13 protein-coding genes and 2 tRNA genes are annotated in these 22,094 nt (G+C 68.7%); 6 read left to right on the top strand and 9 right to left on the bottom strand.

The window, feature by feature from the left end:
- Positions 1-128 precede the first annotated feature (128 nt).
- From MRBLMD1_RS10275 to MRBLMD1_RS10285, 3 genes are read right to left on the bottom strand one after another with little or no spacing between them, the layout of a single operon-like run.
- Complete coding sequence (locus tag MRBLMD1_RS10275; protein ID WP_364399232.1) at positions 129-578, bottom strand: RrF2 family transcriptional regulator; 450 nt, start codon at positions 576-578, stop codon at positions 129-131.
- Positions 579-593: 15 nt separating this feature from the next.
- On the bottom strand, positions 594-1,091 hold the full coding sequence (locus tag MRBLMD1_RS10280; protein ID WP_364399234.1) for a hypothetical protein: 498 nt from the start codon (positions 1,089-1,091) through the stop codon (positions 594-596).
- Between the two features lie 6 nt (positions 1,092-1,097).
- Entirely contained in the window at positions 1,098-2,516 is a 1,419-nt protein-coding gene (locus MRBLMD1_RS10285) for a phosphomannomutase/phosphoglucomutase (protein ID WP_159632943.1), read from the bottom strand.
- 151 nt (positions 2,517-2,667) lie between these two features.
- Between MRBLMD1_RS10285 and MRBLMD1_RS10290 the strand changes: the two genes are divergently transcribed.
- Positions 2,668-4,872, top strand: coding sequence for a RecQ family ATP-dependent DNA helicase (locus tag MRBLMD1_RS10290; RefSeq protein ID WP_364399236.1), 2,205 nt, complete (start codon positions 2,668-2,670; stop codon positions 4,870-4,872).
- Here the strand turns inward: MRBLMD1_RS10290 and MRBLMD1_RS10295 are convergent.
- The 4 genes from MRBLMD1_RS10295 to MRBLMD1_RS10310 form a co-directional block, all read right to left on the bottom strand.
- The gene (locus MRBLMD1_RS10295; RefSeq protein ID WP_364399238.1) at positions 4,796-6,277 is read right to left on the bottom strand and encodes an MFS transporter; all 1,482 of its coding nucleotides are present in this window, start codon (positions 6,275-6,277) and stop codon (positions 4,796-4,798) included. The two genes, MRBLMD1_RS10290 and MRBLMD1_RS10295, sit on opposite strands and share 77 nt — an antisense overlap.
- Before the next feature lie 237 nt (positions 6,278-6,514).
- A tRNA-Ser gene (locus tag MRBLMD1_RS10300) sits at positions 6,515-6,603 on the bottom strand.
- A 107-nt stretch (positions 6,604-6,710) separates the two neighbouring features.
- Positions 6,711-7,235, bottom strand: a complete 525-nt coding sequence (locus MRBLMD1_RS10305) for a GNAT family N-acetyltransferase (RefSeq protein WP_364399240.1) — start codon at positions 7,233-7,235, stop codon at positions 6,711-6,713.
- Between the two features lie 5 nt (positions 7,236-7,240).
- Positions 7,241-9,484, bottom strand: a complete 2,244-nt coding sequence (locus tag MRBLMD1_RS10310; protein ID WP_364399242.1) for a prolyl oligopeptidase family serine peptidase — start codon at positions 9,482-9,484, stop codon at positions 7,241-7,243.
- 84 nt (positions 9,485-9,568) lie between these two features.
- Between MRBLMD1_RS10310 and MRBLMD1_RS10315 the strand changes: the two genes are divergently transcribed.
- Positions 9,569-11,503 carry an FAD/NAD(P)-binding protein gene (locus MRBLMD1_RS10315; RefSeq protein WP_364399244.1) on the top strand — a complete coding sequence of 645 codons (1,935 nt, stop codon included), beginning with the start codon at positions 9,569-9,571 and terminating at the stop codon, positions 11,501-11,503.
- Between the two features lie 102 nt (positions 11,504-11,605).
- On the opposite strand, the gene MRBLMD1_RS10320 is transcribed toward MRBLMD1_RS10315, so the two are convergent.
- Together MRBLMD1_RS10320 and MRBLMD1_RS10325 are read right to left on the bottom strand one after the other, a co-directional pair.
- Positions 11,606-16,129: an ExeM/NucH family extracellular endonuclease gene (locus MRBLMD1_RS10320; RefSeq protein WP_364399246.1), complete on the bottom strand. Its 4,524-nt coding sequence runs from the start codon at positions 16,127-16,129 to the stop codon at positions 11,606-11,608.
- A 422-nt stretch (positions 16,130-16,551) separates the two neighbouring features.
- Positions 16,552-16,639, bottom strand: a tRNA-Ser gene (locus tag MRBLMD1_RS10325).
- 108 nt (positions 16,640-16,747) lie between these two features.
- On the opposite strand from MRBLMD1_RS10325, the gene MRBLMD1_RS10330 reads away from it, so the two are divergent.
- The 4 genes from MRBLMD1_RS10330 (at position 16,748) to MRBLMD1_RS10345 (ending at position 22,047) form a co-directional block, all read left to right on the top strand.
- A complete protein-coding gene (locus MRBLMD1_RS10330) occupies positions 16,748-17,731 on the top strand; it encodes an NAD(P)H-quinone oxidoreductase (RefSeq protein ID WP_159632936.1) in 984 nt (327 codons plus the stop codon).
- 121 nt (positions 17,732-17,852) lie between these two features.
- Positions 17,853-18,458, top strand: coding sequence for a PadR family transcriptional regulator (locus MRBLMD1_RS10335; RefSeq protein ID WP_224024946.1), 606 nt, complete (start codon positions 17,853-17,855; stop codon positions 18,456-18,458).
- Positions 18,455-19,192, top strand: coding sequence for an ABC transporter ATP-binding protein (locus MRBLMD1_RS10340; RefSeq protein WP_307488018.1), 738 nt, complete (start codon positions 18,455-18,457; stop codon positions 19,190-19,192). The genes MRBLMD1_RS10335 and MRBLMD1_RS10340 overlap by 4 nt, the downstream gene beginning before the upstream one ends.
- A complete protein-coding gene (locus MRBLMD1_RS10345) occupies positions 19,192-22,047 on the top strand; it encodes a hypothetical protein (RefSeq protein ID WP_364399249.1) in 2,856 nt (951 codons plus the stop codon). The genes MRBLMD1_RS10340 and MRBLMD1_RS10345 overlap by 1 nt, the downstream gene beginning before the upstream one ends.
- The last annotated feature ends 47 nt before the right edge of the window (positions 22,048-22,094 follow it).

Raw genomic sequence — 22,094 nt, forward strand, 5'->3', positions numbered from 1 at the left:
GGTTATGGCCGGGGCCTTCGTCCGGCCGGATGAAAACTCATATTTGAAATGCGAGTATTTCTGCCTCAGTTCTACACCTTGTAGAAGTTTGAAATCAAGCCGGGAGCGGGCACCCGGATACGGGGCACTCAGAGGCTGGGGCGGAGGCCGATCATCTGGAAGACCGGCGCCATCTGCCGGGCCTGGGGAAGGTCCCCGATCACCACCGAATCAAGCTCGGCGTAAAAAGCTTCCCGGGCACGGGCCAGTGCGCCGCGAAGCCTGCATTCATTGATCAGGGGGCAGTTCCCGCCCGGGGACACGCAGTCCGCGGGATCGGTGCGGGTATCAAGCTGCCGCAGGATCTGCCCCACGGTGGCGATGCGGCCGGCATGGCTGAGCCGTGATCCGCCGGACCGGCCCCGGACCACTTCGATCAGGCCCATGCTCCGCAGTTTGGCCATGGCCTTGCTGACGTGGTTGTAGGGCGTCCCCACCGAGTCGGCGATGCTCTGGGTGGTGAGCAGCGTGCCGTCGGGAACGGCTGCGAGCACCATGAGGGCGCGCAGGCTGACGTCAGCGAAGGCATTGATCTTCATGGCAGCGAATCCGGTCTAGTCCACCCAGATGACGGGCTCGCTGGCGTCTGCACCGAGCTCGCCGAAATCCCAGGACTGGGTGGTGGCGTTGGCCGAATAGGGGAGCACCGCGGCGAAGAGCGAACCATCCCGGTGTTCAGCCGCCACGTGGATGGCGTCCGAATCCTCCTCCACCAGCAGGATGTCGCACACCACGGCAGCGGCGCGGAAGTCGTCCCGGTTCTGGCGGAGGAGCGCCTGCAGGTCGTGGATCATGGCGTCGGCGTCAAAGTCCGCGTCGCTGCCCTCTCCGGCATCCGCGGGAGAGACGGCAACCAGCCGCACTTCGCCGTCGTTCTGGACGGTCAACGCGAAGGGCAGGAAGCCGCCGTTGCGCTGGAGCTGCTCCTGGGCCGCGCTGACGCCCGTGCCCAGGAGGTTCTCCAGGTCCGTTGCCGTGGCTTCGGAGACGGAATCACGCCAGCTGTCCTGCCCGCTGTTTCCGTCCGCTGCCTGCCCGGTATGGTCAGTCATCCGGTGCTAGGCCCGCACCAGGGAAAGGACGCGGTCGCGCACGCGTTCCATGGTGGCCCGGTCCGTGGCCTCGGCATTGAGCCGCAGGAACGGTTCGGTGTTGGACGGGCGCAGGTTGAACCAGTAGCTGCCGTCGTTGGCCGTGAACGTGCTGCCGTCCAGGTTGTCGATGGTGAGGTCCTCGTCCGCGAACGCCTGGCGCACGCGCTCCACCGCTGCCGGCTTGTCCTCCACCTCGGAGTTGATCTCGCCGGAGCTGACGTAAGGCTCGTATTCGCGGGCCAGTTCGGACAGCGGGCCGTCCTGCTCGCCCAGCGCCGCCAGGACGTGCATGGCGGCCAGCATGCCGGTGTCAGCGTTCCAGAAGTCGCGGAAGTAGAAGTGCGCGGAGTGCTCGCCGCCGAACACGGCACCTTCCTTGGCCATGACTGCCTTGATGAAGGAGTGGCCCACCCGCGTGCGGACCGCGCGTCCGCCGTCGTGCTCCACCAGTTCCGCAACGGCGCGGGAGGTGAGCAGGTTGTGGATGATGCTGGGCGTTTCCTCGCCCTGGGCCTTGGCGCGGGCGATTTCGCGGCGTGCCACCATGCCGGTGATGGCCGACGGCGAGACGGGCTCGCCCTTCTCGTCAATGACGAAGCAGCGGTCGGCGTCGCCGTCGAAGGCAAGGCCGATGTCCGCTCCGTGCTCGATCACTGCGGCCTGCAGGTCGCGGAGGTTTTCCGGCTCCAGCGGGTTGGCCGGGTGGTTGGGGAAGGAGCCGTCCAGTTCGAAGTACAGCGGAACGATGTCGAAGGGCAGCTTGGGCAGCAACGTGTCGCCCAGCACCGCCGGGGTGGTCAGGCCGGCCATGCCGTTGCCGGCGTCCACCACCACTTTCAGGGGGCGGGAGGCGGAGAGGTCAACGAGCTTGCGGAGGTACTCGGAATAGTCCTTGAGCACGTCGCGGACGCTGATCAGGCCGCGGGCGCCGGCGGCGGGGATGGAACCGGAGTTGAGGTACTGCTCCGCGAGGGCCTGGATTTCTTTGAGGCCGGTTTCGGAGGAGATGGGAACGGCGCCTGCCTTGGCCATCTTGATGCCGTTGTATTCGGCGGGGTTGTGGCTGGCGGTGAAGGTGGCCCCGGCACGGTTGAGGAAGCCGCAGGCGAAGTACAGCTCGTCGGTGGAGATCAGGTCCAGGAGCTCCACGTTGGCCCCCCGGGTTGCCGCTCCGTTGGCGAACGCCTTGGAGAACTCGGGGGAGGAGGGGCGCATGTCGCCGCCCACCACGATGGTCTGGCCTTCGAGCTGCAGGACATCCACGAACGCGGCCCCCACGGCTTCGACGATTTCGGCGGTGATCGACTCGCCCACAATCCCACGGACGTCGTAGGCCTTGAAGGATGCCGAGAGATCAAATGTCGTTGTCTGTTCGCTAGTCACGGGCTTTATCTTACGTGTGCGGCGCATGTGGCCAACGGGTTTGGGGAGAATCTGCGTCACAGCGGTGGCGTTGCTGCGCGTGCACGGCAGGTTTCCACATACCGGCGCGATCGCTGTGCGCGGTGTCGGAGGGTGCTGGGATACTGAATCAATGGCCAATAACCAGTACGCTTCCACAGTTTCCGCTACCGCAGTTGAAGAGTCGGCAGGCCCGGACGGTCCGGGGACCGCCACGCACGCCGAGGCATTGGAGGTCCTTCGGGGCCTGGTAGGGAACCCGGGCGCCATTTTCCACGACGGCCAGTTTGAAGCCATCGAGGCATTGGTCGACGGCGGGCGGCGGGCCCTGGTGGTCCAGCGCACCGGCTGGGGGAAGTCTGCCGTGTACTTCGTGGCCTCGCTGCTGCTGCGCCGCCGGGGAGCCGGGCCCACGCTCATCGTCTCGCCCCTGCTGGCCCTGATGCGGGACCAGGTGGCCGCCGCCGCCCGGGCAGGGGTCCGGGCCGTGGCCATCAACTCAGCCAACCAGCTGGAGTGGGACACGGTCCGTGAGCAGCTGGCCGCGGACGAGGTGGACGTCCTGCTGGTGTCCCCGGAGCGGCTCACAAATCCGGCGTTCCGGGAAACCCAGCTGCCGGAGCTGCTCCGCCGGACCGGCCTGCTGGTCATCGACGAGGCGCACTGCATTTCGGACTGGGGCCACGACTTCCGACCCGACTACCGCAGGATCGCCGACCTCATTAACCGCCTCCCGGACACGGTGCCGGTCCTGGCCACCACCGCCACGGCCAACTCACGGGTGGTGCACGATATCGAAGAGCAGCTCGGCGCCGGTGTCCTGACCATCCGGGGCTCCCTGGGCCGCGACTCGCTGCGGCTGGGAGTCCTGTCGCTGCCCAATTCCAAGGAGCGGCTGGGGTGGCTGCTGACCCACCTGGCAGACCTTCCCGGCAGCGGCATTATCTATACCCTGACCGTCTCCGCGGCGGAGGACACCGCCCGGCTGCTTTCCGAAGCGGGGCACAATGTGCTCGCCTACACCGGGCGGACCGATCCGGCGGACCGGGAGCGGGCAGAGCAGCTCCTGAAGGACAACCAGGTCAAGGCGCTGGTGGCCACGTCCGCGCTTGGCATGGGGTTCGACAAGCCCGATCTTGGTTTCGTCGTCCACCTCGGCGCCCCGTCGTCGCCGGTGGCCTATTACCAGCAGGTGGGCCGCGCCGGCCGTGGGGCCGCGAACGCCGACGTCCTGCTGCTGCCCGGATCCGAGGACCGCGAGATCTGGCAGTACTTCGCCACGGCGTCCATGCCGTCCGAGGAGAAGGCGGCCGCCGTGCTGACGGCGTTGGCCGAGGCAGGAACGGCACTGTCAACGGTGGCGCTTGAAGCCCGGGTGGACCTTCGCCGCACGCCGCTTGAGCTGCTGCTGAAGGTCCTGTCCGTGGACGGGGCGGTGGAGCGGGTCGGCGGCGGCTGGCGCTCCACGGGCCAGCCCTGGGTTTACGACGCCGAGCGCTACAGCCGCATTGCGGAGGCCCGGGTGGACGAGCAGGACTCCATGGTCATCTACCAGGACACGGCCGGTTGCCGGATGGAGTACATCACGTCGGTCCTGGACGACGAGACAGCCCGTCCCTGCGGCCGGTGCGACAACTGCGCCGGCCAGTGGTTCCCTGCGGACGTGGCCGCCGACGCCACGGCGGCGGCCAACCAGACCCTCAGCAGGGCGGGCGGCGTCCTGGAGCCGCGTCTTCAGTGGCCAAGCGGCATGGACCGTCTTGGGGTGCCGGTGAAGGGGAAACTCAAACCGGCTGAGGGCCTCTCGGAGGGGCGCGTCCTGGCCCGCCTGACGGACCTCGGCTGGGGCGGCGCCCTGCGGGAACTGTTTGCCGCCGGCGCGGAGGACCGGCCGGTGGACCCGGGCATGCTCCAGGCCTGCGTCCAGGTATTGCGGGAGTGGGGGACCGGTGATGGCCGGAACCCGGGGTGGAGCGGGGTGGGCAGGCCAGCCGCGATCGTGGCTGTGCCGTCCCGTGGCAAGCCCCAGCTCGTGGGCTCGCTGGCCCGGGGAATCTCGGAAATCGGGCGCATCCCCTACCTTGGTGAGCTGCAGCTGGCCCACGGCGGACCCACCGGCGGCCGAGGCGGCAACAGCGCATACCGGCTGGCGGGAGTATGGGACCGGCTGGTGGTGGGTCCCGAGCTCGAGGCCGCCCTGCAGTCCGTCCAAGGCCAGCCGGTGATGCTCATCGACGACCTCACCGACAGCCGGTGGACCCTCACCGTCGCGGGGCGCGCCCTTCGGCAGGCCGGGGCGGGAGCGGTTCTGCCCCTGGTGCTGGCCCAGGCCGGCTGACTGCTGCCCCTGCGTGCCGGGGGAGCAGGATGCTGTCCACGGTGCTTGCCAGCATCAGGACGGCCATCGCCAGGAAAGCGCCGCGGAATGGGCCGGCCGGATCCTGGGCCGCGGAGGACAGGCCTTCGAAGGTCCGGATCAGCAGGGCAGCGATGGCGATGCCGGAGCCTGTGCCGAGCTGCACCAGCGTGGCGGACACGGTGTTGGCGGAGGTCAGCTGCGCCGGGGGAATGTCCGCGTACTGGACCGAGGCGTAGGCCGAAAAGCCGATGGAGCGGAAGGCGCCGCTGCACACCAGCAGTGCGGCCATCAAAGCCACCGGGGTTTCCGGTGTCAGGAAGGCACAGAGGGCGAACGTCACGGCTGATGCCAGCGAGGCGAACACCAGCATCGCCTTGAAACCGAACTTCCGGATCAACGGCGTGGTGGCCGGTTTGATCCCGATGTTCCCGACGAACACTGCTGCCACCAGGGCGCCGGCGTGCAGCGGCGACCAGCCGAACCCCGCCTGGAACATCAGCGGCAGCAGGAACGGGACGGAGCTGATGGTGACCCGGTACACGAATCCGCCCGTGGCCATGGCCCGGAACGTCCTGGTGCGGAAGACCTGCAGGTTGAACAGCGGATGGGGAGCCCGTCGCATCCACAGGACCGCCCCGGCCAGTGCCGCAATCCCGGCCGCAGCGCTGATTCCTGCCCAGGGCAGTCCCGGGTGGCTGCTGGCGAGCTCCAGGCCGGTCACCAGGGCACCGACGCCAACCGTTGTCAGGAGCATTCCCGGCCAGTCCAGCCGCCGGCCGGGATCTCCGGCCACCGCCGGAACCAGCCGCAGGGACGCCACGAAGGCGGCCACCCCCAGCGGAAGGTTGACCAGGAAGATCCAGTGCCACGACAGGTACGTGGTGAGCGCCCCGCCCACCAGCGGGGCGAGTACGGGTGCCAGGAGCCCGGGCCACACCAGGAACGCGGTGGCACGCAGCAGCTCGGACTTCGGGGTGCCGCGCAGCACCACCAGGGTTCCCACCGGCACCATCATGGCGCCGCCGGCACCCTGGGCAATGCGGCTCAGGGTCAAGGTGGCCAGGTCCTGGCTGAACGCACAGGCCAGGGACGACAGGGTGAACACCGCGATGGCAGTGCAGAAGATCCGCCTGGCACCAAACCGTTCCGCCAGCCAGCCGCTGAGGGGAATGCCGATGGCCACCGTCAGCAGGTAGGCGGTCATGGTGATGTTGACGTCGGCGGCGGGGATGGCAAAATCCGCCGAAATAGTGGGAATGGCGGTGGTGAGGACCGTGCCGTCCAGGAATTCCATGAAGAACGCTGCCGCCACCAGGAGGGCCAGGCGCGGATTCCATGCTGTCTGGACGACGTCCGGGTGGTGTGGGTTGCTGCGTGCCGCCATGGGCCAATCCTGCCACCGCGGATCCGGCGGCGCCCGCCGCGTCCGACTGCCGGACAGCGTTTTCCGACGGTTGCCGAGCCATGGCCCGGAGAGTCATAAGGTTGTTCGCGTTTCCGAAGCTTGAACGCCCGGATCTGCGAAGCAGCCCGGGACTGACGGGGCCCAGGCTGCAGAGGCCGTCGTGCAGCTACTCCTGGAAACGCAAAAGGCCCCGGTCCAAGGGACCGGGGCCAAACGCGGAGACGGGGGGATTTGAACCCCCGGTCGAGTTTAACCCCGACCCTTCATTAGCAGTGAAGTCCATTCGGCCGCTCTGGCACGTCTCCAGTTGCTATTACTAGCCCACCAAGGATACGCAGATCCGGCCATGCAGTGCAAAACGGTGCCCGCCACCGGCGCCGCCCCCGGTAAACGGGGTTCGGCTGCTCCGCGCTCAGCCCTGCGCCGGGCGGACCATCCGGATCTCCGGGAGGTCCTCCCACTCAGGCAGGACGTCCGCTGCGCCGTCCGGTGCAAAGCCGAAGCGGCGGTAGAAACCGATGGCCCGGCTGTTGGCGGCTGCCACCCAGAGGCTCGCCGCCCTGGAGCCGATGGCCGCGTCCAGCAAAAGGGCGCCCAAGCCAAGACCCTGGTGCGAGGCCAGCAGGTACAGCCCCCACAGTTCCAGGTCTCCGGAGGCAGGCGGCGGATGCCCTTCCGGGGAGCCGGGGGCAGGCAGCCGGCGGGAACCGGCGAACCCCACCACCGTCCCGCCGTCGCATGCCACCCACGCTTCGGCGGGTTCGGCCCGGTCCAGAAGGTGCTGCCAGAGCCGCAGCCGGTCGGCCGGGTCCACGGCGGCGAGGAAGGCATCGGACAGCATGCCCCGGTACGTCTCCTGCCAGCAGCGGACGTGCACCTGGGCCAACCGCTCCACGTCCGCGGCAACGGCCCGCCGTACCGCCAGCCCGGGTGCCATGGCGGTCAGCCTGCCAGGGCTTTCCACAGGAAGTGCTGGCTGCGCGCCTGCAGGGCAGCGGCCTGCCGGTTGTCGGAGGCGCCGGCGTGGCCACCCTCCAGGGCCTCGTGGAACCACACGTTCGGGATGCCCATGGCAAGCATCCGGGCGGCCATCTTCCGTGCCTGCACGGGGCCTACCCGGTCGTCCGAGGTCGCGGTCCAGATGAACGTCTCCGGGTACTCCACCGCGTCCTTGAGCAGGTGGTAGGGGGAGAAGGTCCTGATGTACTCCCACTGCTCGGGAACGTCCGGGTCCCCGTACTCGGCAATCCACGAATGCCCGGCGGAGAGCTTGGTGTAGCGGCGCATGTCCAGCAGGGGCACACCGCAGGAGACGGCCCGGAACAGTTCCGGATAACGGGTGAGCATGTTCCCCACCAGGAGTCCGCCGTTGGATCCGCCCACGCAGCCCAGCCGCCGCGGCGAGGTGACCCCGCGGGAGATGAGGTCCCGTGCCACGGCTGCGAAGTCCTCGTAGGCGCGGTGCCGGTTTTCCTTCAGCGCGGCACGGTGCCAGGCCGGCCCGTATTCGCCGCCGCCGCGGATGTTCGCCACCACATACACCCCGCCGCGCGAGTGGGGGGCCTTCCCGTCGCTGCCGTCCGAGAGCGTGGTCCGCCGCTCCAGCCATGCCCTGCCCACGGTGCCGCTGTAGGCGGGCGTCCGGGACACCTCGAATCCGCCGTAGCCGGACAGCTGGGTGGGGTTCTGCCCGTCCAAAGCCAGGTCCCGCGGAGCAACCTGGAAATATGGGACCCGGGTGCCGTCGTCGGACACGGCAAAGTGCTGCTCCACCTGGTAGTCAGCGTCGGCAAAGAACGACGGCGAGGTCTTGACCACCGCGTGCCGGCTCACCACGCCGGACGTCCCGGCGCTTCCGCGTTCCAGGGTGCCGCGCATCAGGGTGGTGGGGTTGGTGAAACCCGTGGCGATGAGCCAGAAGTCATCGCCCGCGCCGCCGTGCGCCGGCCCCTCGTCCTCGTCATCCACGGCGTAGGCGTTCACATCGTGCAGCGGCGGGCAGGCGTCCAGGAGCGTGGCCGCCCAGCCGCCGTCCGCGCCGTCGGATGGCCGGGCCGGGTCCAGGACCCGGATCTCGGAGGAGACGTCCTTGAGCAGGTTGAGCAGGAGGAAGTTCCGGGTCCAGCTCCAGGACTGCAGGGACGTGTGCGCGTCGGGGGTGAACAGGACCGTGAGATTGCGGCTGCCGGCGAGGTAGTCCTCGAAGTTGGCGGCGAGCAACGTCCCGGAAGGATACGTGGTGCCGTCCACAATCCAGTCCTGCTGCGGACGGAAGAGCAGCCATTCCCGGTGGGCGCTGACGTTGACGTCGGTGGGAACGTCGATCTGTACCCAGGATCCGTCCCGCAGCACAAAGTTGGAGCGGTTGAAGAAGTCGATGTAGTCCACGGCGAAAGTCCGCTCAAAGCCGGGCGTGGAGTCATGGGCCGCCACGGCCATCATGTGGTCTTCCGATACCTCGAAGAGGCGCGGAGCCGCTGCCAGGGACTCTCCGCGCTTGAGCGTCACCGCCGTCCGCGCGTAGGAGGACGCTGTCTTGGGCAGCCCGTCCGCGGTGGAAGCAACCAGCAGCGTATCGGCATCCAGCCAGGACACGTTGCCCTTCGCTGTCGGGAGGTCAAACCCGCCGCGGGCGGGGTCCACGAAGCCGCGCGCCTCGACGTCGAACTCGCGGTAGCGGTTGGCGTCGCCGCCGTCGGGGGAGAGGGCAAGCAGCGCCAGGCGGAAGGGCTCCCCGGCTGCGGGGCGCAGGAACGTGGCGCCGTGGAACACCCACTCCTCGCCTTCGGCGCGGGACAGTTCGTCCACGTCCAGCAGCACGTCCCATTCCGGGGAGTCGGTGCAGTAGCTTTCCCAGGTGGTCCGCCGCCACAGGCCCTTGGGGTTCTGCCCGTCCTTCCAGAAGTTGTAGTACCAGTCGCCGCGCTTGCCCACCATGGCGATCCGGTCCGTGGAGTCCAGTACTTCCAGGATGCCGGTTTCCAGTTCCGCGTAGCCGCCGTCCTCCAGCAGGTCCTCGGTGCGGGAGTTTTGCTCCTTGACCCAGGCCAGCTGTTCCTCGCCGTAGATGTCCTCCAGCCACACGTTCTCGTCGACGGGTTCCGGCGCGGTTTCCCGGGAGTTGCTGCCGGAAGTGTCCCGGCCGGAGCCGGGTACGGACGCTTGATCAGCTGCTGTGGTGGTCATGCGCCCCATCCAAACAACATCCCCCATGGCTGGCAAGTCAAGCGTCCGGCGCACGCTCCGCTTCCAGCCCGTACGCTGGATGGCGTGGAAATATCGCAGAGCAACCGGGCCGTCATCATCGGTGGCGGTCCCCGCGGCACCAGCGTGCTGGAGCGGCTGCTCGCCCACACCGCCGTCGCCGGCAACCCGAAAACCGGCCTGCACATCGACGTCGTGGACCCCTGCCCGGCAGGCCCTGGACATGTGTGGCAACCGGGCCAGTCCCGGCTGTTCCTCATGAACACCCAGTCCTTCTACCCCACCCTGGTTCCCGAGGACCCTGCCCTTCCCGCTCCTGTTGCCGGCACCACGTTCGACCAGTGGCGGGCCCGGCAGCAGCGGGACCCGTTGCCGGCCCTCACCGCGGGGGACCGGGCGGAGCTGGCGGTACTGGGATCAAATGATTTTCCCAGCCGCGCCCTCTACGGACGCTACCTGCGCTGCACAGTGGAGGAATTGCTGGGCACGGCCCCCGACGGCGTCACCATCGAATTCCACGAAACGACCGCTGTGTCGGTGCGCCCCGCCGGGGACGGAATGTTCGACGTCGGCCTGGCCACCGGGGAGGGCATCCGCGCCCATTCCGTGGTGCTGGCCCTGGGGCACATCCCCTCCCGGCTGAATCCTGAACAGCGGGAGCTCCAGGCCGCCGCCGGGCACCTGGGCCTGCAGTACTTTCCCCCCGCCGTCCCGGCGGACGTGGACTGGTCCCTGATCCCCGCCGGCGAGCCGGTCCTGGTCCGCGGCATGGGCCTGAACTTCTTCGACACCATGGGCCAGCTCACCGAAGGCCGCGGCGGCAAGTTCGTGTCCAACGGCGCAGGCCTGGAGTACGAACCGTCCGGCCAGGAACCCCTGATCATCGCAGCGTCCCGGCGCGGGACCCCGTACCGTGCCAAGGCGGCACTGGACGGCTACTACGCCTCCTCCATCACGCTCCGCTACCTCACCGAGGCCGCCATCGAGCGGCTGGCGAAGGCCGGGATCCGCCCTTCGTTCGACCATGACCTGTGGCCGCTGCTGCACCGCGACGCGCTGTGGGCCTACTACTCGACGCTGGTGCGCTCGCAGCCCGGCGCAGTGCCCGACGCGCCCGCGTTCCTCGCAGCGCTGGAGGAAGCCCTGCAGCCGCACGCGCACAGCGCCGCGAACTGGGAGGACGGCGTTGAGAGCGTCCTGGCCGTCCACGTGGGTCCCCGGCACCGCCTGGACCTGCCCGGGCTCGCGGCTCCACTGGCAGGCCGTTCGTTCGATTCCCGCAGGGGCCACGACGCCGCCGTGGTGGAGTTCCTGCTCGACGATGCCCGCCGGTCGGCCCTGGGCGAGGACGATCCGGTCAAAATGGCCATCGCCGCGCTGCACCACGGGCGCGCCGTCCTGAAGACGGCAGTGGCCGACGGCGGCATCACCGACGAGTCATGGGTCGTAGGCCTGCGTGGCTGGTTCGAATCGTTCGTGGAGGGCCTGGCCAGCGGACCGCCGGCGCTGCGCTCCGAACAGCTCGCCGCCCTGGCCAGGGCCGGGGTGGTCAGCTTTGTTGGGCCGGACCCGAAATTCCGGGTGGACCGGAAGGCGGCCATGTTCACCGCTGCTTCGCCGTGGGTTTCCGCGCCGCCCGCCACGGCCCGGACCATGGTGGAAGCACTGGCCCCCGGAAACCGGGTCTCGGCCAACGATTCACCGGTACTGGAGCAGCTGCTGGCCGATGGGCTGGTGCGGCCCAAACTCATGATGACCGCCGAAGGTGCCCCCATCGAGTCCACCGGCCTGGACGTGGAGGCGCACCCGTACCGCCCGGTTGCGGCCAACGGGTCAGTGACCGAGGGCCTGTTTGTGCTGGGGCTGCAGTTGTCGTCAGCGCAGTGGGGCACCGCCATCGCCGCCGAGGCCGTCCAGCCCGGCGGCCCCGCGTACCGCAGTGGCCAGCGCACGCTCCGCGATGCGGACGAGATCGCCGTCGCCATCCTTCGCCGGGCTTAACTCACAGGGCTTAACTCGCAGGGCCTTAAACGGCGATGCGCCATCACTTATGGCCGCTGAACCGGCGGAACAGGGACCACAAGTGATGGCGCATCCAGGGTATTAGCCCCGCAGGCAGGCGCGGTAGGCGGCCATGGCCTGGCCGTAGTTCGCCTGCCCCCTGACGTCAGCGGGACGGGTGGGCTTGACCGGCGGAACACAGACCGGCTGCGCCGGCGTATCGGCTCCCACCAGCACGGCCACCTTCACCACGGTGCCGGACTCGACGGCGGTGAGCACCAGGGTTGCCGCGCCCTCCGCCGCCCCGGCCGGGACAGCCAGGTCCACCGAAGCCGCACCGGCGGCCACCGGTACTGTGCCCAGCGCGGTGACCTTGCCGGCGGCATCGGTGAACGAAGCCTCCAGGGCCGTGTTCACCGGGCTGCCCAGGGAGGTCAGGTCAAGCTTCGAGACCGCCAGGGTGACGGGCCCACCGGGCTTGACCCCGTCGGCGGTGGTGTTGGTGACCGCCACCGAACGCCGCGCGAAGTCCGGAGCCACAGGGCTGCTCTTCTGGAGGTAGCCGATCCAGGCGTCCCGGTCCACCAGCCCGGAATCCCGGGTATTGGTGCCCTCGGTGAAGATCCGGAAGTTGTCGCCTCCGGTGGCCAGGAAGCTGAACGTGCCCACCCGGTAAGACCTGGCCGGGTCCAGCAGTTCACCGTTCACCCGCACCGCGGTGATCCGGTCACCCGCGGCCCGGGCGGCGTCGTAGGTGTAGTTCACGTTCTTGGACAGGCCCAGCTGCAGGTAGGCGCGGCTGGGGACCGTGCCGTCCGGGTTGGTCTGCCACTGCTGCTCCAGCAGGGTCTTGAACTGCGCACCGGTCAGCGACGTGGTCCACAGGTTGTTCACGAACGGCAGGACCGCGTTGGCCTCCGCGTAGGTGATGGTGCCGTCCGGCGCGTAGTACAGCTCGTTGCGCAGGCCGCCGGGATTCACGACGCCGATTTCCGCGCCGCCGAGGCCGGCGGGCTTCAGCGAATCGAGCAGGGAGTCGGCCACCAGGTTGCCCAGGGTGGATTCGCTGCCGCGGTCATCGCGCTTGGCGGCGCCGGTGGCATCGGTGGTGAAAGCCGTGGTGATGTCCTTGGTGACCGAACCCACGGGGTGGTTGCCCACCACAGCGGCGTCCGCCAGGGCCTTCTTGACGATGGCGTCGACGGCGGCCACGCGCGGGTAGGCAGCCACCAGGCCGGCGGCGGCGTCCGTGGTGCGCTTGACGTTCCCGGCCTTGTAGGCGGTCACCTGCTTGCTGGCGGTGTCCACGGTCAGCTGGATCTGGCCCACGTTCTCGCCGTAGTTGCCGGTCTGAACGATGGGCCGGGTCTTGCCCGCCACGCCGGGAACGGGTGCGTCCCAGGCGTATTCCTTGTGGGTGTGGCCGGTGAAGATGGCATCAACGTCGGCGGACGTTTCGGTGACCAGCCTGGCGAACGGGCCGCCGGCTGCCACTTCCTGCTCCAGGGTGGCGCCTTCCACCACACCCGAGCCGGCGCCGTCGTGATCTTCCACGATGATGACGTCGGCAATCTTGTCCGCGGTGATCTTCGCGGCCACCCGGTTGATGGCGTCCACCGGGTCCCCGAAGTCGAGGTCGGCGATGCCGGCCGGCGTCACCAGGGACGGAACCTCCTGGGTGACGGTGCCGATGACGGCCACCCTGACGCCGTTCAGGTCCAGCACGGTGTACTCCGGAAGTGCCGGCTCGGTGGTGCCCTTCTTGTAGACGTTGGCGCCCAGGTAGGGGAACTTCGCATTCGTGCCTCCGGCGATGACGCGGTCGCGCAGGTCCGCCCAGCCGCCGTCGAACTCGTGGTTGCCCACAGCAGATGCCTTCAGTTCCAATGCGTTCAGCACGTCAATGGTGGGCTGGTCCTTGGCGACGGCCGAGGCGAACAGGGAGGCACCGATGTTGTCGCCCGCGGACAGGAACGCCGTGGTCCCCGGAGCGGCGGCGGCGCGCAACTTCTCGATGGTGCCCGCGAACTGGACCGTATTGGCGTCGATCCTTCCGTGGAAATCGTTGATGTTCAGGAGGTTCAGGTCAACAGTGGCAGGTGTGGATGCCAGATCCAGGCCCACCACCACAGGATCGTGGTCGCTGGCGCGGAACTGGTCCGGCGTGTAGTAGTCGGTGACGTTGCTGTTGTAGCGGCTGTACTCCAGCGCCACGGATTCCACCGAGTTGATGTTCCAGATGTCCGCGCCCGTGACCACACCGTTGGCGGCGGGGGAAGCGAGGATGTGGTCGAGTGAGCCCACCAGGCCGCCGAAAAGGTAGGAGTGCTTGGCTGAGCCGTCGGGGTTGCGCGCCTTGTCATCCTGGTTGACATACCCCGCGCCCGTGAGGACGTTGATGGGGTCTTCCTTGCCATAGGAGTTGAAGTCACCGATCAGGAACACCTTGTCGGTGCCCTTGTCCTGCTGGAGGGAGGTGGCAAAGTCCAGCAGGGACTTGGCCTGGGCCGTGCGGGCGAGGTTGGAGGCGCCCTGGCCCTTGTCCGTGTCGTCCGGGGTGGCGGCCGAGCCCTTGGACTTGAAGTGGTTGGCAATGGCGATGAACTCCCTGCCCGCGGCCCCGCCGACGGGCTTGAACACCTGGGCCAGCGGTTTGCGGGCGCTGGCGAAGGCAACGGTGTCGTTGTGGATGATGGATTCACCCACGGGTTCTGCCACGGCCTTCTTGTAGATGAATGCGGTGCGGATCATGTCCTCGTCCGTCAGCGGCGGAGCGTTGGCGGGCGTACGGACGTAGTCCCAGATGCCGGGCGTGGGGATGTTCAGGGCCTCGACCAGCTTGGCCAGGGCATCGTCCCGGTCCTTGCCGAACTGCGCGGAGTTCTCCACCTCCATCAGGGTCACCACGTCAGCGCCGGAGTTGCTGATGGCGGCAACGATCTTGTCCTGCTGGCGCTTGAAGTTCTCCGCGTTGGCTGCACCGCGGGCGTCGCAGCCGCCACGGACGGTGATGGGGTTGCCGGCGCGGTCCTCGTAGAACGTGCAGCCGGAGAGCATGTCACCGGTGGTGGGGAAGTAGTTCAGGACGTTGAACGAGGCGATCTTCAGATTGCCGCCCACGGCAGCGGGGGCCGCGGTGCGGGTGGCACCAAAGCTGGCCGGCTGGACGGTGGCCTTGTTGGCCTCGGTCAGGTGGGTCAGCGGCTGGAGCTTCCAGGAATTGTTGGCGTAACCCAGCACCACGTTGGTGGTGAAGTCCACCGGCGAACCCACGCGGACGGGGTCCGTGGTGGTCAGGTACGGCAGGACCTCGGCCTTGGTGGCGGCGTCCTTCAGGAAGTTGGTGCTGGACCCGTCGTCGAGCTTGATGCCGCGGGCAACGTTGTCAGCCACCACGGCGGTGTACCCGGCGGAGCCGAACGGTGCCACAGCTGTGGGCTGGACCAGGGGAGTGGTCCCGCCCGCCAGGCCAATCTCGCCGTACTGGTTCAGGCTGTAGTTGTCGCTCACCGTCATGGGCCCCTGGGGTGCCAGCAGCATGCCTTCCAGGGATTCGCGGAAGGTTTCCGCGGCGGGAAGGGTGAAGATGGTGGGCTTGACCTCGGGGGCAGCGTCGGTGAGCTTGGTGAGGCCTGCCGCTGCCGTGACGTTGAGCTGGGTCATGCCGTAGTACTCGGCCACCGTGCCCGTCACCTGGACGTAGTCACCGGCCTGCACCGAAGCCACGGTGGCGGGGGAGTAGACGAAGATGCCGTCGGATGCGGCGTGGTTGGTGGCCGTCAGGTCACCGCCCGTGCCGGGGGTCTGCAGGTAGTAGCCGTTGAGGCCGCCCGTGGGAAAGGCTGCCGTGACTTTGCCCTTGGTGGTGACGGTGGCTCCGGCCAGCGGGCTTTCCGTCCCGGTGCCCTGGATCTCCGCGATGGTCCTGGAAACGGGATCCGGCGAGGGCGCGGGGTCCGGAGCCGGAGCTGTGCCGCCCGAAGGTGTTGGCGTGATGGCGCCAAGGAGCGTGAAGTCAGCGGCGTTATTGTTGCTGTCCGCCCCGGCGGCCCTGTTGAGGCTCTTCACATCGGTGTTTCCGGCAGGCGCCGCAGCAGCCTGGGTCTCAAAGGTGTTGGAGGCGCCGTAGCCCAGAAGGTCTGCCACGCCGGCTGTTTCCACCACGGAACCGGTGGGAAGCGCGACGGCGGTGGGCTGCTTGGCGAGCACGATGGTTCCCGAGGCCCCGGCGAAGTTCATGGCGCCCGCCACCAGGTCAGGCTTGGGCAGGTCTGCGCCGTTGGTGCCATTGCTTCCGCCCTGCACCAGGTAGTAGCCCTTGGCCGGGATGGACCCGGACAGGGCAGCCACCCCGCTGGGCGCCGCAGCGCCGGTCCCGGAGCGGTACTGCACGGACCAGCCCTCGAGGGAGACCGGGGCATCCGAAGTGTTGTACAGCTCCACGAATTTGTTCTTGTAGGCGGCGCCGCTGCTGCCGCCGCTGAGGTAGGCCTCGTTGATGACAACGGGGGAGGTGCCGGCCGCGGCTGAGACCTCCGCGGCTGCCGGGACAGCTGCCAGCGGGGCGGCGATGAGCCCCGCGGACAACGCTGTGCCCAGCGATAACTTCCATGTTTTTTGATGCATCCGCTCTTACTTTCATTGAGGTGTCCCGGGTGGGGACCCGGTGGAGTGCGTCCGTGGTTGTACCGATCGGACGTGGGCCCGGACCCTGCTCCTGGTCAAGTGGTGTCCGGCACATGACAACAGCGCTGAATGAACGCAGGGTGGCTAGAGCGTGCATTCGGCGGGACGTTCCCCAGCGGAGCGGCCCGCCCTGCGGTCCGGGGCTTCCCTAGCCACGGACCGGAGGTGCTGTTGGCGGGAGTGATGCTGCCGGCAGACACGCAAATGTGCCGGCAGTCACAAACAATACCCGCGGGTAGCTTTGGGTCCCGGGTTCGGCAGGGGATTAGTCCAAAGAATTTACGTCCGCGCAACAGGGCAGGCAGGGGCTGTTAAAGCAAAAAACCCCTGGCGGCCGGTGCCGGCTGCCAGGGGTTCCCTTGCGGAAGGTAAGAGATTCGAACTCTTGGTACGGGGTTACCGCACACTGGTTTTCAAGACCAGCTCCTTCGGCCGCTCGGACAACCTTCCTCAGCTAGTAGTGTTTCATAGGCGCTTGCCTGCAACAAAACAGGCCCGGGGAAGCGCCCGGTGCACACTGGATGCAGCCAGGATTTTAGTCAGGAACGGGAGAGGTCCATGAAAGCCGTCTACATATCGGAACCGGGCGGCCCGGAAGTGCTGGAAGTGCGGGACGTGGACGCCCCTGTGCCCGGCCAGGGCGAAGTGCTGATTGACGTGGTGGCAGCCGGCCTGAACCGGGCCGATGTCCAGCAGCGCAGGGGCTTCTACCCGCCGCCGCCGGGTGCCTCCGAGGTCCCCGGGCTGGAAGTGTCAGGACGGATCGCCGGCTTCGGACCCGGTGTCAGCAAGCCGTTCTCGCTGGGGGACAAGGTAGTGGCCCTGCTGGCAGGCGGCGGCTACGCCCAGCAGGTGGCGGTCCCGGCCGAGCAGGTGCTGCGCGTCCCCGAAGGGGTTGACCTGGTCACCGCCGCGTCGCTGCCCGAGGTGGCTGCGACCGTGTACTCAAACCTCATCATGACGGCGCAGCTGCAGCCGGGCGAGACGGTCCTCATCCACGGTGCCACCGGCGGGATCGGCACCATGGCCATCCAGCTCGCCAAGGCCTTCGGTGCCAAGGTGGCCACCACGGCCGGAAGTGACGAGAAAGTCAGCACCGCCAAAGCCTTCCTCGGGGCGGACATCGCCATCAACTACAAAGAGGAAGACTTCCCGGAGAGCCTTCGGCGGCAGAACGAAGGCAAGGGGGCTGATGTCATCCTGGACGTGGTGGGGGCCAAGTACCTGCCGCAGAACGTGGATGCCCTGGCCGACTACGGGCGCCTGGTGGTGATCGGCCTCCAGGGTGGCACCAAGGGCGAGTTGGACCTTGGCCTGCTGTTGAAGAAGCGGGCGGCCGTGGTGGCCACCGCGCTTCGCCCCAGGCCCGTGGCGGAAAAGGGTGCCATCATGACCGCCGTGCGCGACGCTGTGTGGCCGCTGGTGGCAGACGGCAGGATCCGTCCCCTGGTTGCCAAGACGTTCCCCCTGGACCAGGTGGGCGCGGCGCACCGGTACTTCGACAGCGGCGACCACGTGGGCAAGGTCCTCCTGGTGATGTAAGGCCCCGGATGCATACCCGGTATTGCGTTCCGAATGCTTCCGGTTTAGGCTGCCTATACGCGGTATGCACGGGTCTTGGGGGCCTGTGCATGCCGGCAATGACTAAGCCCGGGGGAGCACCATGTCGATTCGCCACAGCCTCCTCGCCCTGCTGCAGGACCAGCCACGCTATGGCTACCAGCTGCGGGTCGAGTTCGAGAACCGCACCGGAGCCACCTGGCCCCTGAATATCGGGCAGGTGTACACCACCCTGGACCGGCTGGAACGCGATTCCCTGGTGGCCAAGGAAGGCGACGACGGCGAGGGCCACGTGGTGTACAGCATCACCGCCGCCGGCAAAGCGGAGGTGCAGAGCTGGTTCGCTGCCCCCGTGGAACGGAACAATCCGCCCCGCAACGAGCTCGCCATCAAGCTGGCGCTCGCCGTCACCCTGCCCGGGGTTGATGTCCAGGCCATCATCCAGGCCCAGCGCGTGGCGTCCATCAGGGCCCTGCAGGACTACACCAAAGCCCGGCGTGACACCGCGGCGAACCAGCGGGCCACGGATACCGCCTGGCTCCTGGTCCTGGACTCGCTGATCTTCCAGACCGAAGCGGAAGTCCGCTGGCTGGACCTCTGTGAGGCCAGGATGGTCCAGCAGGCGCAGGCCGCGGCCGCGGGGTCCGCCCGGAAAACGTCCAACGGGGTCACGGAAGACGCCCCGCTCAACGCGGACAGCCGCCGGTGAGCGTGCTGGGGCCGCAGCAGGTCCTGGAACTTGCCCAGGTTGGCCGGACCTTTGGGGAAGGCGCGACGGCGGTGGCAGCCCTCCGCGGCGTCGACCTCACGATCTGCGCGGGGGAGTTCGTCGCAGTGATGGGTCCGTCGGGCTCAGGCAAGTCCTCCCTGCTCGCCGTTGCCGGCGGACTGGACCGGCCGACGTCGGGCGCTGTCTTTGTCGAATCCACGCCCCTGGCCGGGCTGGGCCTGAACGAACTGGCCCGCCTGCGCCGCCGCGCCGTCGGCTACGTCTTCCAGGACTTCAACCTGGTCCCCACGTTGACTGCCGGCGAAAACGTGGCGCTGCCGCTGGAGCTGGATGGAACATCCGCGAGGAAGGCGCACCGGCAGGCCGCGGATGCGCTGCGGCAGGTGGGTATCCCGGAGCTGGCGGACCGGTTCATGGACCAGATGTCCGGCGGCCAGCAGCAGCGCGTGGCGATCGCCCGGGCCATCGTGGGCCAGCGGCGCCTGATCCTGGCGGACGAACCCACCGGTGCACTGGATTCGACCACCGGCCACGGGGTCATGGAGGTGCTGCGGGCCCGGGCCGATGCCGGAGCCGCCGTCATGCTCGTCACCCACGAGGCCAGGCACGCCGCCTGGGCGGACCGGGTGGTCTTCCTGCGCGATGGACGCATCATTGACCAGGCGGCGGCCATGCACGACCCCACGATGCTCCTGACGCAGGCCGGACTCTGATGCCGCTCGACCTCGCTCCCGCGCCGCAGGGCCGCCGGAGCGGCCGCCGAGTTGCCTTGCGGCTGGCCCGCCGCGACATCGCCCGCCATAAGGGGCGCTCGCTCCTGATCGTCCTTCTGATCATGCTGCCGGTGGCGGGCATGACCGGCGCCGCCACCCTCTACCAGAGCTCCCAGCGCACGCCCGGGGAGATTGTCCGGTACGAACTGGGCAACACCCAGGCGAGGTTCAGCGTCCTGCCGGTACCCAGCGCTGACTCCCTGCAGGACCCACTCAACGACGGTGTCGTCGCTTCCAGCTCCGGCCGCTACGACCCGGACTTCCAGCGGACAAACCCTGCCGACGCCATTCCTGCGGGCTACGAGGTCCTTCCGCAGCGGACGCTCACGCTGACCACCGGCGTGGGCGCGGCCCTGGTTTCCTTGCCGGGCCGCGAGGTGGACGCGCTCAATCCGGCCTTTGACGGCAAGTACAGCCTGCTGGCCGGCCGCGCACCGCGCGACGGGACGGAAGTGCTCGCCTCGCCCGGGCTGATGACGCGGTTCCACCTCGCCTTCGGCCAGGAATTTACGACGTCGGCAGGAACCTTTGTCCCGGTGGGTACCATCCGTGACGCGTCCGCCGCGGACAGCAACAGCATCCTGTACCTTAAGGCCGGCCAGGCGCCCGCGGACCTGGCACCGGGCCCTTCGACCCGCCAGTCCGTGTCCTATTACCTGGTGGGCCCCGAGCCGGTCACCTGGCAACAGATCAGGGAGGCCAACAGCGAAGGCGTGGGCGTGCTCTCCCGCAGTGTGGTGCTGGACCCGCCGCCCGCCGGCCAGCGCACGGTTCCCGGTTCCCAGCTGCACGACAACACCCCTGTCCTGGTGACCGTCTATGCCACTTTCGGCCTGGTCGGTGCGCTCGCACTGCTCGAGGTAGGCCTGCTGGCCGGTGCCGCTTTCGCCGTCGGTGCCAAGCGCCAGGTACGTGAGCTGGCACTGCTGGCCTCCTCCGGAGCGGACACTGCCACCGTCGGAGCCGTCGTCACTGCCGGTGGACTGTGGCTTGGCAGCCTGGCCGTGGCCGCCGGCGCCGCAGTGGGGCTGGGGGCTGCGGCCGTCGTCGTCCACGTGGTCCGTTCCACCGGCTCCGCCCGGCTGGCCGGCCTGCACCCGGACCTCCTCCTGACAGCCGTGGCCATGGCCATGGGATTGGGCGCCTGCCTGCTGGCCGCATTGGTCCCGGCGCGCCAGGTGTCAAGGCAGGCCGTCCTGGGTGCGCTCAAATCCGGGCGGGCGCCAGCGCCCACGGGGCGCCGCACCACGGTGGCCGGCGTCGTCGCGCTGGCACTTGCCTCAGGGCTGCTGATGGGCGGCTGGCTTCTCAGCAATTCCACGAACGATCCCGACCAGCGGGCGGAGCAACTGCCCGTGGTGGCCACCATGCTGATCGCCGGAGCGGTGGCCGCAGTTGCGGGCCTGGTAATGCTGACCGGATGGCTGATCGCCCGGCTGACGTCCCGGACGCGCTGGCTGTCCCTCTCCCTCCGGATGGCGGCGCGGGATTCGGCAAGGAACCGCGGCCGGAGCGTCCCCGCCGTGGCCGCCGTACTCGCCGCCGCCACCCTGGCCAGCGCTGCCCTGGTGCTGTCAGCCAGCCAGCAGGCCGGGCTGCGGGACTCGCATTACTGGGGCGCCCTGGAAAACCAGGCGTACCTGCCGCTAACGGTGGACCAGCCACTCGCTGCCGATGGCAGCATGCGGCCGCCCGTGCACATTGACGCCGGCGTGCTCTCCGCAGCGGTGGATGGTGCCCTGGGGACGGTTCAATGGACCCGGCTCATCACCGCCCCCGCAAGCCTGCGGAACTGCCCGGAGGGCCCCGCCGATCCTGGCCTGCCGGCGCTGACGGACACCTCGAATTGCCTGTTGTTTTCGCTTGCCAGGCCGCAGGCCAATACGTGCCCGACGACACCCGTGGGACGGGTAGTGGACCCGGGGGACTGGCGGTGCCGCGGGTCCATGGTCAATGAACAGCCCTCCGGCAGGGCCATCCTGGTGGGCGGCGCGGACGACATCCGGGCAGTGTTGGGCTGCGACCCCTCTGCGGAGTCCCTGGCGGTGCTGGAGGCCGGTGGGATGGTGGTGACCAACCCCGTCTTCGTCCGTGACGGATCTGTGCTGCTGCAGGCGCAGGATGTGCGGACCCAAGGGCCGGCGCCGTCAGGGCCGGGCACGGTGCCCTCAGTGGTGAGGAGCACTTCCCTGGCCGCAGCGGTGCTTGAGCCGGTGGTCCCGGTCCCCTACTACGGGGTTGTCTCACCGGAAACCGCCGCACGCCTGGAGCTCCACGCAGAGCCTGCCGGGCTGCTGGTTCAACTGGCGGCGTATCCGTCGGAGGCCGAGGCGGATGCAGCCTCCGCCGCCATCGCGGCCGTCTACCGGCAACCCGGCATGGCCTTCCGGGCCGAGCCGGGCATTTCCCAGGGCAGCCAGTGGATGACCTGGTCCATTGTGGCCGCGGCGGCCCTCATCACGTTCAGCGCAGCGGGCATCACCACCGGCCTCTCCCTGGCCGATGCCCGTACGGACCATGCCACCCTTGCCGGGGTGGGCGCCTCACCACGGCTGCGTAAGGCCCTGGCAGGATCGCAGGCCCTTTTCACCAGTGGCGTGGGCGCCCTGCTGGGAGTGCTGGCAGGGGTGGTACCTGCGCTCCTGCTTGTCCTGTCGACGGACATGCGGACGGCAGTGGACATTCCCTGGCTGCACTTGCTGGCCCTCGTGATGGCGGTACCGGTGACGGGCGCGGTGCTTGCCTGGACCTTCACCCCGTCCGGCCTGCCCTTGTCCCGGCGCAGCCTGGCATAAGGGCAGAGCCTCCGTCCCCTCATTCGTCGCCGCGTCGCTGCCGCTCA

Origin of the sequence: Pseudarthrobacter sp. LMD1-1-1.1 (assembly GCF_040676255.1) — a bacterium.
In the GTDB taxonomy this organism is placed as follows: Bacteria; Actinomycetota; Actinomycetes; order Actinomycetales; family Micrococcaceae; genus Arthrobacter.